The 16450-nt window shown below is 35.5% G+C and carries 12 protein-coding genes and 3 tRNA genes; 11 read left to right on the top strand and 4 right to left on the bottom strand.

Features of this window, described 5'->3' with window-relative positions:
* The first annotated feature begins 349 nt into the window (after nucleotides 1–349).
* The 9 genes from C1638_RS10170 to C1638_RS10130 all read left to right on the top strand — a co-directional run bounded on the left by C1638_RS10170 (nucleotide 350) and on the right by C1638_RS10130 (nucleotide 12047).
* Nucleotides 350–3322 (top strand): SusC/RagA family TonB-linked outer membrane protein, encoded by a 2973-nt coding sequence (locus C1638_RS10170; protein ID WP_109620539.1) that lies wholly within the window; start codon nucleotides 350–352, stop codon nucleotides 3320–3322.
* Nucleotides 3323–3333: 11 nt separating this feature from the next.
* Nucleotides 3334–4782: a SusD/RagB family nutrient-binding outer membrane lipoprotein gene (locus tag C1638_RS10165; protein ID WP_109620537.1), complete on the top strand. Its 1449-nt coding sequence runs from the start codon at nucleotides 3334–3336 to the stop codon at nucleotides 4780–4782.
* Between the two features lie 50 nt (nucleotides 4783–4832).
* A complete protein-coding gene (locus tag C1638_RS10160) occupies nucleotides 4833–6398 on the top strand; it encodes a calcineurin-like phosphoesterase C-terminal domain-containing protein (protein ID WP_109620535.1) in 1566 nt (521 codons plus the stop codon).
* A 318-nt stretch (nucleotides 6399–6716) separates the two neighbouring features.
* On the top strand, nucleotides 6717–7430 hold the full coding sequence (locus tag C1638_RS10155; RefSeq protein WP_109620533.1) for a 3-ketoacyl-ACP reductase: 714 nt from the start codon (nucleotides 6717–6719) through the stop codon (nucleotides 7428–7430).
* Nucleotides 7431–7768: 338 nt separating this feature from the next.
* Nucleotides 7769–8596 (top strand): 50S ribosomal protein L11 methyltransferase, encoded by an 828-nt coding sequence (gene prmA / locus C1638_RS10150; RefSeq protein ID WP_109620531.1) that lies wholly within the window; start codon nucleotides 7769–7771, stop codon nucleotides 8594–8596.
* 21 nt (nucleotides 8597–8617) lie between these two features.
* Nucleotides 8618–9463: an SH3 domain-containing protein gene (locus C1638_RS10145; RefSeq protein ID WP_109620529.1), complete on the top strand. Its 846-nt coding sequence runs from the start codon at nucleotides 8618–8620 to the stop codon at nucleotides 9461–9463.
* 126 nt (nucleotides 9464–9589) lie between these two features.
* Complete coding sequence (locus tag C1638_RS10140) at nucleotides 9590–10222, top strand: MgtC/SapB family protein (RefSeq protein ID WP_109620527.1); 633 nt, start codon at nucleotides 9590–9592, stop codon at nucleotides 10220–10222.
* Nucleotides 10223–10715: 493 nt separating this feature from the next.
* Nucleotides 10716–11303: a Crp/Fnr family transcriptional regulator gene (locus C1638_RS10135; RefSeq protein ID WP_109620525.1), complete on the top strand. Its 588-nt coding sequence runs from the start codon at nucleotides 10716–10718 to the stop codon at nucleotides 11301–11303.
* Nucleotides 11304–11357: 54 nt separating this feature from the next.
* Nucleotides 11358–12047, top strand: coding sequence for an MBL fold metallo-hydrolase (locus C1638_RS10130; RefSeq protein ID WP_109620523.1), 690 nt, complete (start codon nucleotides 11358–11360; stop codon nucleotides 12045–12047).
* Between the two features lie 239 nt (nucleotides 12048–12286).
* Here the strand turns inward: C1638_RS10130 and C1638_RS10125 are convergent.
* The 3 genes from C1638_RS10125 to C1638_RS10115 form a co-directional block, all read right to left on the bottom strand.
* A tRNA-Arg gene (locus C1638_RS10125) sits at nucleotides 12287–12360 on the bottom strand.
* 17 nt (nucleotides 12361–12377) lie between these two features.
* Nucleotides 12378–12452: transfer RNA gene (locus tag C1638_RS10120), tRNA-Pro, on the bottom strand.
* Between the two features lie 381 nt (nucleotides 12453–12833).
* On the bottom strand, nucleotides 12834–13922 hold the full coding sequence (locus tag C1638_RS10115) for an NHL repeat-containing protein (RefSeq protein WP_109620521.1): 1089 nt from the start codon (nucleotides 13920–13922) through the stop codon (nucleotides 12834–12836).
* A gap of 297 nt (nucleotides 13923–14219) precedes the next feature.
* Here C1638_RS10115 and C1638_RS10110 point away from each other — a divergent pair, with 297 nt between their 5' ends.
* On the top strand, nucleotides 14220–15272 hold the full coding sequence (locus C1638_RS10110; protein WP_109620519.1) for a sensor histidine kinase: 1053 nt from the start codon (nucleotides 14220–14222) through the stop codon (nucleotides 15270–15272).
* A gap of 85 nt (nucleotides 15273–15357) precedes the next feature.
* Complete coding sequence (locus C1638_RS10105; RefSeq protein WP_109620517.1) at nucleotides 15358–16062, top strand: LytR/AlgR family response regulator transcription factor; 705 nt, start codon at nucleotides 15358–15360, stop codon at nucleotides 16060–16062.
* 262 nt (nucleotides 16063–16324) lie between these two features.
* Here the strand turns inward: C1638_RS10105 and C1638_RS10100 are convergent.
* Nucleotides 16325–16398: transfer RNA gene (locus C1638_RS10100), tRNA-Arg, on the bottom strand.
* Nucleotides 16399–16450: the final 52 nt, after the last annotated feature.

The following is a 16450-nucleotide window of genomic DNA, read 5'->3' as shown; positions in this document are numbered from 1 at the left end:
TCAATAAATTCCACAGTCTGCCTCTGCAAAGGGGCAGACTGTGGTTTTTTACCTCAAAATCACACTTTTTAACCATTAGAATACATTTTTGAAAATTCAACTTCGTTTAATGTATTGAATAATAGTATTTTATGTTTTATTATCTCAAGCGAAGACAATAAATATACATTAATATAACTATGAAATGGCATTAAGAATTATTAATTACTTAAATGGTTGTAAGTCATATACTTGACTCATTTTGTTAAGGAAAAGTTAATATAGTATTCAATAAATCTTTAATAAATGTTAAAATAGTGTTAAAGCCGTACTCATAATGTCGCTCTAATTTTGCGCAAACAAAAAGGATATGCGTAAAGAGACACAAAAACTGTTGGTTTTGTCGTTGTTAGGATTCATCAGTGTCAATCTGATGGCTCAGCAGAAAGCTAAAAAAGACACAATCAAAGGAATTGATGAAGTAGTGGTGACTGCTTTGGGAATCAAAAGGCAAGACAAGTCTTTAGGGTACTCAACCCAAACTGTTAAATCTGAGGAAATCTTAAAAACACAGAATAACAACTGGGCACAGGCTTTAGAGGGTAAAGTAGCCGGCTTGAAAGTTCAGACTGCAGGAGCCGGACCTCTTGGAACGACTCGTATCACGCTTCGTGGAGACATTTCCATGAATATGGGGAATAATGATGCTTTGATTGTTGTTGATGGCGTTCCTTTAAGTGGAAAAAAGACCGGAACCGGAACCGCTGCCTATGGTGCAGGCTCAGGAGGTGATCTGCCCATTGATTATGGAGACAGTTTCAATAGCATCAACCCTGATGACATTGAATCAATCTCTATCCTGAAAGGTCCTACCGCTTCAGCATTGTATGGTTCCAGAGGTTCCAGAGGAGCCATTATGATTACCACCAAATCCGGGAAAAGTAAAAAAGGGAAAGTTCAGATTACCTTTAATTCTTATTCAAGTTATGATAGTGTTCTGAAATGGCCGGATTATCAGTATGAATACGGGCAGGGAACCCAGCAGAAAGACAAAAACGGGAACTATTATTATTCTTACGGACTTTCTGCAGATGGGATCAATACCGGATCTACAAGTAGTGCATTCGGGCCAAAATTTGCCGGACAGTATTACTTTCAATATGACCCAACCGTAGAGGGACAAAGTTTGGAAAGACAACTTTGGAGACCTTACACCAATAATATCAAAGACTTTTGGCAGGTTGGTTCTAACTATTCAAACAGCTTGTCGATAGAGCATTCTAATGAAACTACAGCTTTCAGAACATCTCTTTCCTATCTGAAGAATGAATGGATGATGCCGAATACAGGATTCAACAGATTGAATGCGGCCTTATCCTTAGATCATAAACTGAGCAACAGACTGAAGATTGGAACCAAAATCAATTTTAGCCAGACAAAAAGTGATAATCTTCCTGCAACGGGCTACAACAACCAGTCGATCTCGTACTTTATGATTTTCCAGAATCCGAATGTCGATCTTGCATGGTACAAGCCTATCTGGAGAAAAGGACAGGAACAGATAGAACAGGTTCACCCTTTCAGCTCCTATATTGATAACCCTTACCTGATTGCATATGAAAACCTGAACGGAACCAATAAGAAAACAATCACAGGAAATATTAATATCAATTATCAGCTGGCAAAAAACTTTGATGTAACCTATAAAACCGGAGTAGAGTGGAACAATGAACTTCGTACGCAGAGAAGACCATGGAGTTCTGCCAACTATCTGAAAGGTTTTTACAGAGAGCAATACATCAGATATCTAGATCTGAATAATGATATTTTATTCACCTATAAAAATAAATTCGGAAACTTTGGGATAAATGCTTCTGCCGGAGGTAATATCAGATATCATGAATATACGATGAATGATTACAGAGCCAATGGATTAAATAAAGTAGGCCTTTATCAGCTTTCCAATGCTACATCTCTTGAAACCAAGCTTCCAAAGCCTAATGATAATCAGGTGAACAGTATGTATGCATTGGCCAACTTTAGCTATAAGGATATGGTATTTTTGGATGTAACAGCCAGAAACGACTGGAGCAGTACGCTTCCTGCTCATAACAGGTCTTACTTCTATCCATCCTTATCATCATCTTTTGTATTGTCGGATATCTTTAAAATAAAATCAGATAACCTGAATTTCTGGAAACTAAGATTATCCTGGTCAAAAGTAGGAAACGATACCTACAACTATATGCTTGAGAAATACTATGAAAACAGTGCATTTACTGGATCCGTTGAATCTCCGCTATTATATCCGAATCCTAACCTTAAGCCGGAAATGATTACCAACATAGAAGGAGGGATGGATTTTACCGTGTTGAAAAACAGACTGACTTTCAATTTTACAGCCTATCAAAACAATTCTAAAGACCAGTCAATTGTAATTCCTATGCTATATGAAACAGGGTATAACAAAAGAATTATTAATTCCGGAGAGTTGAGAAACAGAGGGATTGAAATGACATTAAATGCTTATCCAATTAAGAATAAAAATTTTTCCTGGAATGTAAATGCCAACTGGTCCATGAACAGGAACAAAATTCTTTCACTTCCGGAAGAGTATCAGGGAAAACCTTATACCATGGGAAGCGTAGGAAGTGTTGTTTATTATAATGCCGTTGTAGGCGGATCCTTGGGAGATATTTATGGTTACGGATTACTATATTCTCCGGATGGACAGGTGATCTATGATACCGATGGGCTAACAGCCAAGCCAACCGAAGTAAGAAAGATTGGAAATGCCTATCCAAAGTGGAGAGCAGGTCTTCAGAACGAGTTCAAATATAAAAATATTACCATTAGCTTCTCTTTTGACGGTCAGTACAAAGGAATGGCCTATTCGCAGTCCCATCACAAGATGTCTGAACAAGGGAAGCTTACCCATACCCTTGCCGGAAGAGACAATCCAGGTGGTTTAATTGTAGGCCAGGGAGTGGTACAGAATCCTGACGGAAGCTTCTCACCAAATACAAAAGGAATTCCTGTGTCTACTTATTATGGAGATTATTACAGAAGAGCGAATGTGGAAACCAATTCATTTGACACCTCATTCATTAAGCTGAGGGATGCCAGAATCTCTTATTCATTCCCAAAATCTGTGGTTGAACCTTTAAAAGTTACAGATATCAGTCTTGCTTTATTCGGAAGAAACCTTTGGATGTGGACAAAGTTTCCATTATTTGATCCTGAAGCTGCTACACTGGATGATTCTACCATCACACCGGGAGTGGAAATGGGGCAGTTGCCTCAGGCCAGAACCGTTGGAATTCAGTTAAATGTTAAATTTTAAAATCAGAAAAAATGAAAAAATTAATCTATATATGTTCATTTCTAACACTTGTAGGCAGTACTGTTTCATGTGACAGGAGTCTTGATGAAATCAATAAAGATACCAGTAGAATTAATGAACCTGTTGCCAGTTCTTTGCTGATTCCCATTCAGTACAATATGGCTTCGGTAGGATACAGCAGAGCCAATGATTTTACCTTTGATATTATGCAGGTTTCTCTTGATTTCCCCAATGAAGGAAACTCATTGAGCCGTTATTATATCACAGAAAATACAGGAAATGGCTTTTGGAATAATTCTTACAGATGGCTGAAGCAGGTAGATGACCTTAGAAAAACGGCTATTGCTGAAGGAGATAAAAACTATCAAGCCATCTCAATGGTACTGAATGCATGGATGTACTCTAATCTTACAGATACCTATGGAGATGTTCCGTTTTCTGAAGCATCACAGTTGGACGGAAGTATTTCACAACCGAAATTCGATAGGCAGAAAGAGATCTATTTAAAGTTATTGGATGACTTAAAAACTGCAAACTCCCTTTTTGTTACCAATAAAATGCTTTCCGGAGGAGATCTATTTTACAAGGCAGATTCAGATGCCAACGGAATTATCAACTGGAAGAAGTTCTGTAATTCTCTTTCTCTAAGACTTTTGACAAGGATTTTAAACAGAGATGGAGAAGTGAACGTTAAAGAAAGAATTCAGGAAATAACAAATAATCCAACAGTATTTCCCATTTTTCAAAGTAATGCGGATGCTGTAAAAGTAGATATTTCAGGAATTTATCCATTAATGCCTCCCATTGCAAGATATCAGGATTTTACCACAGGTAGAGCTGCCTCAGAATTTTTTGTAGAGAGCATGAAAGCTAATAATGATCCACGTATTCCCATGTTTTTCTCTCAGGCAAAAGATCCGAAAGGAAATAATATTGGATACTTGGGAGCGCCGTCAGGATATCCCTTCGGAACCGTATTTACCAATCAGCCGTCAAACCTTAACCAAAATCTGGCTAAAGCACCATTGAAAATTTTTGTTTATCCCTATGCTGAACTTCAGTTTACATTAGCAGAACTGGCATTGAAAGGCATCATTTCTGGAAGTGCAAAGACCTATTATGAAAACGGAGTAAAAGGATCTATAGAACAATGGGGATCGGTAGTTCCTGCCAATTATTTTGATAATCCAAATGTAGCGTACGGAACAGGAAGTATGAAAAAAATTATGCTTCAGAAATATATAGCGCTCTTCTTTGTAGATCAGCAGCAATGGTTTGAAAAAAGAAGAACAGGCTTCCCGGAATTACCTAATAATGGGGGACTTTTAAATGGAGGAAATCTTCCTCAAAGATTAATGTATCCACCTAATTCAAGAGTTTTAAATATGGAAAACTATCAGGCAGCGGTTCAGCAGATGGGTGGCGACAATATCAATGTGAAAATGTGGTGGAATAAATAAACCTTAATAAGTAAAAAGAAATAAAAATGAGTATCAAAATAAAATTTTTAATGCCTTGTCTATTGATTTCAGCAATGGCATTCTCCCAATCTTCTGTTTCAGGATATGTATACGAAGACAGTAATAAAAACCAAAAGAAAGAAAACCGTGAAAAAGGGATTGAAGGAGTTGCTGTTTCAAACGGAGTACAAGTTGTATTAACAGATAAAAATGGACGTTATAGCCTGCCAATTCAGGAAGATCAGACCGTTTTTGTGATCAAGCCATCGGGGTATCAAACGGCTTTAAATAGTAATAATTTACCACAGTTTTATTACCATCATAAACCCAAAGGTTCTCCAGCAGATTTTAAGTACAAAGGAGTTGCTCCAACCGGAGAGCTGCCTAAGGAATTAAATTTCCCGCTTTATAAGCAGAATGAAGACCGAAACTTTGATATTCTGGTTTTTGGAGATCCACAGCCTTATACCGAGAAAGAATTGGATTACTTTAAGAGAGGAATTGTAAATGAAGTTAAAAATACCAAGAAAAATGCAGTGCTGGGAATCAGTTTAGGAGATCTTGTAGGAGATAATCTAAGTCTGCAGAAACCTTATGCAGACGTAATGAAAGAAGTGGGGCTGCCTTGGTATAACGTCATGGGGAATCATGACATGAACTATGATGCTAAAGATGACCATCTTTCCGATGAAACGTTCGAATCCAATTTTGGTCCTGCCAATTATTCTTTCAATTATGGAAACGTACACTTCATTATTCTGGATGATATCTTGTATCCGGATCCAAGAGATGGTAAGGGATACTGGGGTGGCTTCCGTGAAGATCAGCTGCAGTTTATTGAAAACGACCTGAAGCTAGTTGATAAAAATAAGCTCATCGTAGTATCTTTCCATATTCCGTTAGAGCATAACAATGAAGACAGTTTCAGAAATGCAGACCGTCAGAAATTATTCGATTTCCTAAATCCTTTCCAGAATGTATTACTTTTATCGGCACATACCCATATTCAACAGCAGATTTTCTATGGTAAAAAAGCAGGATGGAATGGAGTAAAAGAACTACATGAATACAACGTAGGGACTACGTGCGGCGATTGGTATTCCGGAACACCCGATGAAGAAGGACTTCCTACTTCAACCATGAGAGACGGTACAGCCAAAGGATATTCATTCATCAGCTTTACAGATAACCAATATAAAGTAAAATATAAAACCGCCGGAAAACCGGAGGATTATCAAATCAAATTATACGTTCCGAAGGTAATCCCATTTCCTTCAAAAACATCAGCAAAAGTATTGGCAAACTTCTTTGTCGGAAGTAAAAAAGACAAAGTTGAATACAGAATAGATAACGGAAAATGGGAAGAAATGGAGTATGATGAAACCATAGATCCTAATTTTGCCCTTTCCGTTTTCAAATGGGATACTACAGAAAAGATTTTACAGGGAAGAAGACCGTCTAATCCTGAAATAGCAAAACATATCTGGGAAGCAGATTTCCCTAAAAAGTTAACCTTAGGAAAACATAAAGTTGAGGTTAGAGCTGTAGATATGTATGGAAATCAATTCTCAGCTTCAGAAGAGTTTGAAGTGCAGAATGCCATCCAGATTCCTTAAGTTTTTCATTTTTTACTATACTTTTTTAGATTTAGAAGCCGGTTCATTGTGAGCCGGCTTTGTTTTTTGCTGAAGTTTAAAGTTGTCGGAAAATACCTGAATATCAGTTTTAAATAAAAATTCAATAGAAGCGGGCTTTAGCCCGCTTTCTTAATAATACCCAGTTCCAATGGCTTTAGCCTAAAATTACTATTTTGATTTTAGTGAAATTCAAGGGTTAAATATCTATCTAACCATTAAAAAACTATTAAATCTCCATTCTTTCCATTCCGTAAAAATGTTCTTTTGTAACTTTGTAACACGAAAAGTATTATTACTATGAATATAAACGGAAAAAATGCCATTGTAACAGGTGGTGGAAGAGGATTAGGTAAAGCTGTAGCACTAGCTTTGGCTAATGAAGGAGTGAACATTGCCATTACAGGAAGAAACGAAGAGAACCTTAAAAATACAGTTGACGAAATCCAAAAATTGGGAGTAAATGCTGCCTATGCAGTATTCAGTATTGATGATGAAGCAGCTGTAAAAACAGGAATTGAAGCTTTAGCTGAAAAATTGGGCGGAGTAGATATTCTTGTGAACAATGCAGGTATCGGAGACTTCGGAACCATTGAAGATATGTCTTCTGAAACATGGGAACAGGTAATCAAAACCAACTTATTTGGAGTGTATTATGCAGCTAAGGCCGTACACCCATTTATGAAAGCTAAAGGAGAAGGTGATATTGTGAACGTAGCTTCCACAGCAGGATTAAAAGGAGGACCGAATATGTCAGCATATGCAGCTTCAAAGGCGGCTGTGGTTTCATTATCCCAATCCATGATGGCAGAATGGAGAAAGCAAAATATCCGTGTCGTTACCTTAACGCCAAGCACAATTGCTTCTGATATGAGTATTCAAGGCGGACTTACAGATGGAAATCCGGATACAGTATTACAACCTGAGGATTTTGCAGAATGGGTAAGAGATATCCTGAAAATGAATAGAAGAGCATTAATTGCTAATGGTTCTATCTTCTCTACAAATCCATAGAAATTCGAAAACTTAAAATTCAAGGTAAAATTACAAAAACACCTGTAAGCTTGTCTTGAATAATGAAATCTAATAAAAGCGGGGAAATCCAGTCAATGGAATCCCGCTTTTTTATTTTCCTTTTTGAAAAAATGATTCTTGTTTCTCACAGACCGCCCATTTTTTCCACAACAATCTGCTTAATCCCCATAATCAGTGAGAGCTTCACATTAGAATTCAATAGAAATAGACTTTAGTCCATTTAACAAAATCATAAAATCTTTCGGCTATACCCAAAACTTAGCCTTTCTATTTTTTTAACAATAATAACATTAGTATTTTTGCACCAAATTATTCACATGCAAAATTATTTAGAATTCAACTTCAAGATTACTCCATTGCAACCTTGGAACGAGATATTAATGGCAGAACTTATTGAAATAGGTTTTGACAGCTTTACAGAAGAAATTCACGGAATTTTAGGATATATCCAAACAGAGTTGTTTCACGAAGATCAGCTTAAAGCACTTTCCATCTTTGAAAACGAAAATGTAAAAATTGAGTATTCTTATGAAGAAATGCCAAATATCAACTGGAATGAAGAGTGGGAAAAAAACTTTTCTCCTATCAATATCGACGATAAAGTATTAATCAGAGCAGAATTCCATGAATCTGTACCGGGAATGCATGAGATTATCATCCAGCCTAAGATGTCTTTCGGAACAGGACATCACCCAACAACACACCTGATGATCCAGCAGATGATGGATATCGACTTTACCGGGAAGAAAGTATTGGATATGGGGTGTGGAACATCTGTATTGGCGATCTACGCAAAACAGCAGGGTGCAGGGGATACAAAAGCAATTGATATCGATGAATGGTCTGTAGAAAACTCAAAGGAAAATGCTGTAAGAAACAGTGTTGAACTTGATATTGAGCAGGGAACAGCAGAAAACCTTGGAAAGGAAAATTACGATATTATTCTGGCAAATATTAACAGAAATATTCTGATTTCAGATATTCCAACCTATGTTTCTGTGTTAAATGAAGGGGGGAAACTATTGCTTTCAGGACTTTGCTTCTTTGATGTAGATGATATTCTGGAAGTATGCAAAGAAAGTGGTCTTACCTTGAAGAAAAAGCTGCAGAGAGAAGAATGGGTAAGTCTATTGCTTGAAAAATAATTAAAAAAACAAAATACAGATATGAAAACCTTGTTGACAGCTTTATGTGTGCTGATGTTGCAGCTTTTTGCAGCTCAGGAAAATGAAGTGTATGCGGATGGAGTTTTTGGTTTTACAGAAAATAAAACCCAGAAAATTTTTACAGATTGGACGAGAGTAAGAAAAGAACCCAGTGTTAGTGCTCAGATCACAGACTCGTTACAGGTTAATCAACCGGTGATGATTCTTCAAAAGGTAGAAACGGTTCCTGTTCTGAAATTAGGAGAAAGAAATGCCAATTGGTATAAGATTTCCTATCAGAAAGGAGAGATGGCCTCTGAGGGATATGTTTGGGGAGGAAATCTTTGTGTAGGCTATCGGAACAAAAATGGGTATGATTTCCTTTTCGGTTTATCAAAGACAATAGATAGAAAAATCAAGACCCTTAATGAAACTGAAAAACAAAATATAGCAGGAATCAAAGTAATGGAGGGGAATACCCTGATTGATGAGGTGTATTTTGATACAGGAAGAGGAGAAGAATTAAGTACAGCAGCATTCAGTATTGAAAGCAATCACAAGTTACAGAACGTTGAGTTTACTCTGAAAGCAATGGTTTCAGGTGAAGCATGCGGTATAGCAACTTATGATCAATATGTTCTTTTTAAGGATAAAAAACTAATTGCACTTCCACAGTTGATGAACGTAGGAGACGCAGGTGCTTATTATCATAGTGAAGAATATGTTTTTCCAAATGATAAAGGAGGTATTTCTGATGCTTTTATCCTTAAAGTAGAAGATATGGAAACAGATGAAAAAGAAAAGGAAACAAAAAAACGTTCATCTAAGACTTATCTTTGGAATGGAAGTTCTTACAAGTTGAAATAATCTTTTCAATAAAAAATAAACGAACCACTGTACCATACAGTGGTTTTTTTGTTTTAAAATCCTAAAAACTGAGTCTTTCATAATTGAAAAAAATCAAATAAATTTAGAATATTAAAATATGTGTAAATGAATGTACTGGATGATGTACTTCCTATCTTATTTTCTGTTCTTGTTGGAGGAATAATCGGGATTGAAAGAGAATATCAATTAAAATCAGCAGGGTTAAGAACCATGATTCTGGTGACACTGGGTGCCTGTATTTTTACAATGCTTTCCATGAATTTAGGTGAAGCCGGAAGCCCTGATCGTATAGCTGCCAACATCATCACCGGAATAGGCTTTGTAGGTGCAGGCGTGATCTTTAAAGAAGAGAATCGGGTTTCCGGGCTTACAACAGCGGTCACCATATGGATTTGTGCAGCTTTAGGAATGACAATAGGCGCAGGATACTATCAGGAAGCCACCATTGGTTCTGTAGTTGTCTTTTTATTGCTCATCATGTTCAAATATATTCAGAATATTATCGACAGAATCAGTACCCGCTATACTTATCAAATTACCCTTCCTTATGAAGATGGAGTGATGGAAAAGTATGAAAACCTTTTTAAAGAGAACCATTTAAAATCTATCAGAGGAAAGCAGGTGAGGAGTGGTAATAAGTACACCATTATCTGGCGTGTACAGGGAGCTGCAAAAAACCACGAAATTTGCTCGAAAATCCTGTTGAACGACACAATGATAGATGAACTCAAGTTTTAACAATAAAGAAGCCTTTACAATATTGGAGAGACTTTTCCTTTGAATACTTTCTATATCGGCTATAACGAGAAAAGAAAAATAGGATTGGAATCAACCAATCCTACCCAAACATGATTAAGTGTATAGTGTAGCCATTAATGGCTATAGGGAACATAAAGTTGCACAAAAAAGATTTTTATTGATCCTTAATCAGGTTTCCTTACATCATAAAACTAACATTTAATGGCTCCCCTGTTAAAGCTTACCGTTGTAAAAGTAATACGAATAGTCATTTGTTAGGTTGAAATTTAAGTTGATGCAGCAAAATAGATGAGTGAAACGAAGTTTTCACCTTGCGAAGTGAGAAATTCCTCGAAATCTTTGGCTGCTGATTTTAATTGGGTCTTGCGAGTATTTTTTTTGAATGTATAATAATTGTTAAATTTGGATACTGGTTTTAGTATGTAATCTATAGACGGTTAATAAGAAAATAAAAGGACGAAAAAATTGCAAAATGACTGATGTATTTGAAAATTACCTATCCTCAACAGGAGTATTATTAGCCGAGGAAATTAACTTTTCTGCGCAGTTCTTCAAATCGATCCACTTAAAGAAAGGTGATTTTTTTATTAGTGAGAATGAATTCTGCCGTCATATTGGGTTTATCGCAAGTGGTGCTGTAAAAGCATATGCTATCGACAAGGAAGGAAAGGAAAATATAACCTGCTTCAAGTTTGAAAAGGAATTTGTCACCTCGTTTCCGGAGTTTGTGGCGCAGAAAAAATCCAGAAGAAGTATCAGGGCTATAGAAGATAGCGTAATCTATATGATAAACTATCCGGACTATCAATATCTGCTTAGTCAGGTAACCGCTTGGAACGGAGTTGTAAAATCAGTAATGGAGCAGGAATATAACCAAAAGGAACATTATCTGCTGAATTACAATAATAGATCGGCTGCGGATAAATACTTTCATGTACTTTCTAGCGAGCCAATACTCGTTCAGCGCGTTTCTACGCAGGATCTGGCATCATACCTCGGCATCACACAGCGATCACTTACACGGGTGAAAGGACAAATACATAGACCCAACCTCTTATAGGACAAATGTCCTTATGTAGTCTTGATCAGCAATGTAGATTTGCACAAAAAAAAGATGCTACGTCAAATTGCTCCCGAAGTGTTTCAGATTCCACTGATGCCACGAAACAGTATCAACTGCTATATAATTGAAGATGTATTGGTAGACTCAGGAATACGGAGTTCATATACCACCATAAAGAAAGCTCTTCAGAAAATCCCTGTTCATCAACATGTACTGACACATGCCCATGCAGACCATCAGGGCTGTAGTGATCAGATATGCGCTGAGTTCGAGATACCCTTACTCTGTCATCCCAACGAAGTTTTTAGGACAGAAACAGGTATGGTGACCAACGATTATCCAACTCCACAACATTGGATAGCAAAGCTTCAACAAATGTACTGGGCAGGTCAGGGACATAAAGTAGAACGGACAATTGTTGAAAATGATAGGATCGGAAACTTTCAGGTAATAGAGACACCCGGACATTCGGCAGGTCATATTTCTTTATTCCGTGAACGAGATGGTGTACTGATCATCGGAGACGTGGCGACAAATATGAACCTGCTCACAACAGCAACAGGTCTGAGGCTTCCACCAAACATATTCACCTCTGATCAGCAACGCAACATCGAATCGCTCCGGAAGTTAGCAGAGCTGAATCCTGCCATTATCTGCTTTGGCCATGGACCAGTCATGCGAAATAAAGATCGAAAGTTTGAGAAATTTGTGGCTAAATGCAGTGGGGCTATTTATAGATAGATCGTGTTGTTTATTGCTCATCTTAAAAAATTAAAAAAGCCAGAAAAAACAGAGCAACCTTAAGGGATTTTGAATGTGCGGAAAAGTGCTGTAGAAAATATATTGAGGTACTTCTGTAAAGTTTCTTACAAATAATAAGAGAATTCTAGCTTCAAAAATCGAACGCTAAATGTCCCAATAGTAAAAGTTCGGGTGGAATTAAAACAAAAAAGACTCACAATTTCTTGTGAGTCTTTTTGTGAGCGCGAAAGGATTCGAACCTTTGACCGTCTGCTTAGAAGGCAGATGCTCTATCCAGCTGAGCTACGCACCCTTAAAATCTTGAAAAAGTCGGGGCGGCAGGATTCGAACCTGCGACCTCCTGGTCCCAAACCAGGCGCGATGACCGGACTACGCTACGCCCCGAGGTGGCCATCAATAACGAATTTTACTTCGTTTTTGCGGTTGCAAAGGTACAATACTTTTTGGAATAAAAAAATAAAATATAGAATAATTTTTAATTAATTTTTTATGAACTCCTTTTGGTTAGCTATACTTATTTAATAACCACGATTTTATATTGTTTTAATTAAAGCAGGTGAAAAATATTTTTTTGTTTGTTTTTTTTCATTGGTCGCCACGTGGTGTTTGTTCCACTCAGGTGATAAATAGGTTTATCAGAAGAATTGGGGAATTCAAAACAAAAAAGACCCACAAGAAATTGTGGGTCTTTTTTGATCATAGACGGATTATTACTCAACACTTTCATGGCTGACTTGATGCAGCTGGTTTACTTGATATTTAATTTCAATTTGCAAGATCAAAGCTTGATATAGTATGAAAGGCATCTATTTCTTTATTTTTTTCTCCTTGAAAAGTATCATAATTAACAACAAGCAATTTCCCTTTATAGATAATAGTTTCACAAGGATTGTCCAGTTGTCCATCAGAACCGTCTGCATTGTCATTTTCCCAAATCAGCGAAATTGTATTGGTATCTAAGTTAAGCTGATGTACACTGTTATTCTCATAATTGGCGATAAAAATTGAATTTCTTTTTTCGTCATAAAAAAAACCGTCACAGCATCTTAACAGGTCTGAATCGAAAACTATTGTATTCGATATTACTTTTCCGTTTTTGTCAAATTCTAGTTTATTAATCACGCCGTCTCCAAAATTTCCGGCGTACAAATTTCCTTTTTTGTCAAAAGCAATCCCGTCAATTCCTATGGTTTTTTTCGTAATTTCTGGTTTTAAGGTAAAAGTTGCAATGAGGTAATTTTTCTTATTATCTGCATCTAAAGTGATGTTTTTAGAATTTAATTGTTTCATTGTAAAACTATAAATTCCGCTTTCTCTTCTGTTTTTAAATAATGCGTCTGTTATATAAATTCTGTTTTTAGACCATCTTACGGCTTCTCCGAAATTAAATCCTTCAACCAAAACTTCAGCATTTACCGGTTTTCCGTCTTTTACATTCACCCGAATCAATCTAGAAAAATTTTCATTTCCTGTAAAAAATTGATTATCCATGAAATACAAATTTCCATCGGGACCAAATTCCATTCCCATTGGATGTACTTTTTTAGTAATAGGATGCAATGGAAGTTGATCAAACCAAGTGATGGGTTTATCATTTTTATCAAAAGTTAGAATTTTGCTTCTGTATTGATCAAATGTGGTTGGATTTGTGATTGATAAAAATAGATTTCCCTTTTTATCTAAAGCCATTCCGTCTGGCGTTTGGCAGGTTTCTCCCAAATCAGCAAACAAGATGGGCTTTATGAGTTTAGAAGTTTTGCTGTATACTATTTTTTGTTGGGTCTCTTGCGAAAACAGGTTTAAGGTAGTCATTAGAAACAGAATCCCAATTGCATTTTTAATTACTTTTTTCATTTCGTTTAGTTGGTTTAATCATTTCTCGTTAAAAGGTTTTTTATATTACTTAACAGTACTGTCGGTAGAATAATAAGTGTGATCATTTTTGTTATTTTAAGCGAATATAATCACGTCATTATGATCCTGTTTTGAGTAGAGTCGAAGAGCTTGTTTAAGCATTCAAATAATTGATTTTTAAATTTTATTGAATTCGTATGCTGAAATACATTTTTTAGAAGCTAAAACAGGCTATTCATATTAATTGACGGACTATATTTCTATATTTTGTTACTTTGTCATCAATTAAAATATATAATGAATTTTATTAAGAGAATTGACTTAAGAAGGACGGCGCTTCATTGTTTATACTGGATTTTATTTTTGCTATTTTTTTTTTCAAATAAATCTGACAATGAAGATTCTTATGCATTCATTGTTATTTATTCCTGTAAAATTTTAGCACAGGCCGTTGCTGCTTACGGTTTGATATATTGGATTATTCCGGAAACATTAAATAAAAAAAAATATTTATTTTTCATAATTTCTGCCTTAGGCTGGCTTTATATTGTTTTTGCTCTTTTAATAACTTTAAAATTTTATTATCTGGAACCCAGATTTCCAGCTTTCTTCGATGATTGGCTTGGGCATACAATGACGATGCGTGAACGTCTTACTTCGGGTAAATTGATAGTAAGAGAGTTTTCTTTTATCACATATCCCGTTATTATTTTAGGATTTATCAGTTTTAACCGCAAACAGCAACGTCTTTTAAAATTGGAAGAAGAAAAAAGGTCGATTGAATTAAAGGTGCTGAAAAACCAGCTGAATCCTCATTTCTTGTTCAATACTTTAAATAATCTATATACTTTAACCCTAAAAAAAGATGATAAGGCACCTGAGGTCATTGCTAAATTATCTGAGATTTTAGACTTTGTTTTATATCGTTGCAATGAAGATTATGTTTCTGTAGAAAAAGAAATTACGCTGATTGAGAATTATATTGCTCTGGAAAAGTTACGTTATGACGAAAACAGATTGGATGTTTTATTTACGAAAGATATCCAGGAAAGTAATAAGATTTCGCCTTTAATTGTATTGACTTTTATCGAAAATGCTTTTAAGCATGGTGTAGTTAATGAAACTGAAAAAGCAACAATCAGGTTGAATTTAGAAAGTAAAAAAGGACAAATTATTTTTAGTATTGAGAATACAAAACCTCAAAATGGATTTGCCCAAATTTCAGACAAATCTAAAATTGGCTTAGAAAATGTCAGGAAACAATTGGATTTATTATATCCAAAAAAGTATCAATTGCAAATTGAAGAAACGCAGATGCTTTATACCGTTAAACTTTGTCTGAAAAATTAAAACAGGAAAGAAGTTTTATAACACCGCCGATAGACCATTCAAAACCATTAAATTAGCTTTTAGAATTCCAAACTACTTATCTCTCATGAAACACAGATGTATTATTGTTGACGACGAACCTTTGGCAAGAGAATTAATAACTTCTCATTTGGCAAATTTTGAAAGTTTTGAGTTAATAGATTCTTTTGAAAATGCATTAAAAGCGTATTCCTTTCTAGAGCATAATTCTGTCGATTTAATCTTTTTAGATATTGAAATGCCTCTACTGAAAGGAAATGATTTCTTGAAAAAATTAAAAAATCCGCCTAAAGTAATTTTTACAACAGCTTACAGAGAATATGCAATTGAAAGTTACGAACTTAATGTGGTCGATTATCTTTTGAAGCCCATTACATTTGAACGTTTTTTTGTTTCAATAGAAAAATTTAAACAGTTTCAACCTCCAAAAAAAGAAGTTAATGCGGGATCAGAAAGTTATATTTTTGTAACAAGTGGCAATAAACATATTAAAATTATCTTTGATGAGATTGTGTATATCGAAAGCCTGAAAGATTACATAACGATCCATTTGGAAAGTGGAAAATCACATCATATAAAACAGAATATTTCGGTTTTTGAAAAATTATTGAATTCTGAATTTATTCGAATTCATCGTTCTTTTATTATTCATACAAAAAAAATGACTGCTTATACTAAGAACGAAATTGAAATAAACTCCATAGAAATTCCCATTGGAGCCAGTTACAAAGAAAACTGGCAAAATTATTTGGAAACAATTATTTTAAAATAGTAAAAATCGAATCTCATATTGAATCAAGCTTCAATGTGAATGAAGAAAAAGTGATCGTTGTATTGGATTTTCTGTATCTCATGTCAAAGAAATACAATAGGCCAAAGATATAAACTTGAGATCTTAAGGAGTGATCAAATTTCTGAAAATGCCTATTAAATATACACTGAAATACTTTTATAAAAGATCAGACAGTAATAGTTTGGGCGTCAGATTTAATGATATAAAAAAGGAGACAACTATTAAATAGTGTCTCCTTAAGTGAGCGCGAAAGGATTCGAACCTTTGACCGTCTGCTTAGAAGGCAGATGCTCTATCCAGCTGAGCTACGCACCCATTTGTAATTTTGAAAAAATTACTAAAACAGTCGGGGCGGCAGGATTCGAAC

Source organism: Chryseobacterium oncorhynchi, from assembly GCF_002899895.1.
Classification (GTDB): domain Bacteria; phylum Bacteroidota; class Bacteroidia; order Flavobacteriales; family Weeksellaceae; genus Chryseobacterium; species Chryseobacterium oncorhynchi.
Note: the sequence above shows the minus strand (reverse complement) of the source record. Positions and strands in the feature narration are given on the sequence as shown.